Genomic DNA, 1,010 nt, shown 5'->3' on the forward strand with positions numbered 1-1,010 from the left:
CGGGGCGCGGGGGGACGGCGGGGCGCGGGGGGTGGGAGGCGCGGCGCGCTTCCGTGCTCATGCACCCCCCGTTTCGTCGTGCCCGCCCGGCACGGACTCGTCCCGGGTAGAGATACCCGCACGGACGACGCGTCATCCCGGTCCGGACCTCTGGCCGGCGCCGCCCCGCCGTCGTGCGTGCGCGTCACTCTACGGCGTGGTCCGCGCCGAACGGGAACCAGTCCGCACGGCCGCGGCATCTGCCCGGAACATCCCCTACCGTGCGGTAATCCCGTCTGGCAGGCTGCGCTCATGACTGCGCGCGCCGCCGACCGGGCCCGTTACGACCGGGCCACCGCCCGCCTCGACGCCCCCTTCGCGATCGTGGACCTGGAGGCCTTCGACGCCAACGCGGACGATCTGGTCCGCAGGGCCGGCGGGAAGCCGGTCCGGGTCGCGAGCAAGTCCGTACGCTGCCGCGCGCTGCTCGAACGGGTCCTGGCCCGGGACGGTTTCGCGGGCCTCATGTCGTTCACCCTCGCCGAGTCCCTGTGGCTGGCCCGCTCCGGTTTCGACGACGTCCTGCTGGCCTACCCCTCCGCCGACCGCGCCCGCTACGCCGAGCTCACCGCCGATCCCAAGCTCGCCGCCGCCGTCACGGTCATGGTCGACGATCCGGCGCAGCTCGACCTGATCGACGCCTCCCGCGCGGGCGGCGGTGAAGTGGTGCGCGTCTGCCTGGAGTTGGACACCTCCCTGAAACTGCTCGGCGGGCGGGTGCGGATCGGCGCCCGGCGTTCCCCGCTGCACTCCCCCGCCCAGGTCGCCGAGTTCGCGCGCGCGGTGGCCCGGCGCCCCGGGTTCGAGCTCGTCGGGATCATGGCGTACGAGGGCCATGTGGCCGGTGTCGGCGACGCGGTGGCCGGGCGGCCGCTGCGGTCACGGGCGGTTCGGCTGATGCAGGCCGCCGCGCGCCGTGAACTCGCCGAGCGGCGGGCCGCGGGGGGGCGGGCGGGGCGGGGGGGCGTACC

Annotated in this window: 1 pseudogene; it reads left to right on the forward strand. The window is 75.7% G+C overall.

Annotation, left to right across the window (positions count from 1 at the left end):
- Positions 1-291: 291 nt before the first annotated feature.
- Positions 292-1,010 (forward strand): annotated as a pseudogene (locus tag B7767_RS30305) (alanine racemase); the annotation flags it as partial.

The sequence above is a fragment of the Streptomyces sp. 13-12-16 genome (genome assembly GCF_002114215.1).
In the GTDB taxonomy this organism is placed as follows: Bacteria; Actinomycetota; Actinomycetes; order Streptomycetales; family Streptomycetaceae; genus Streptomyces.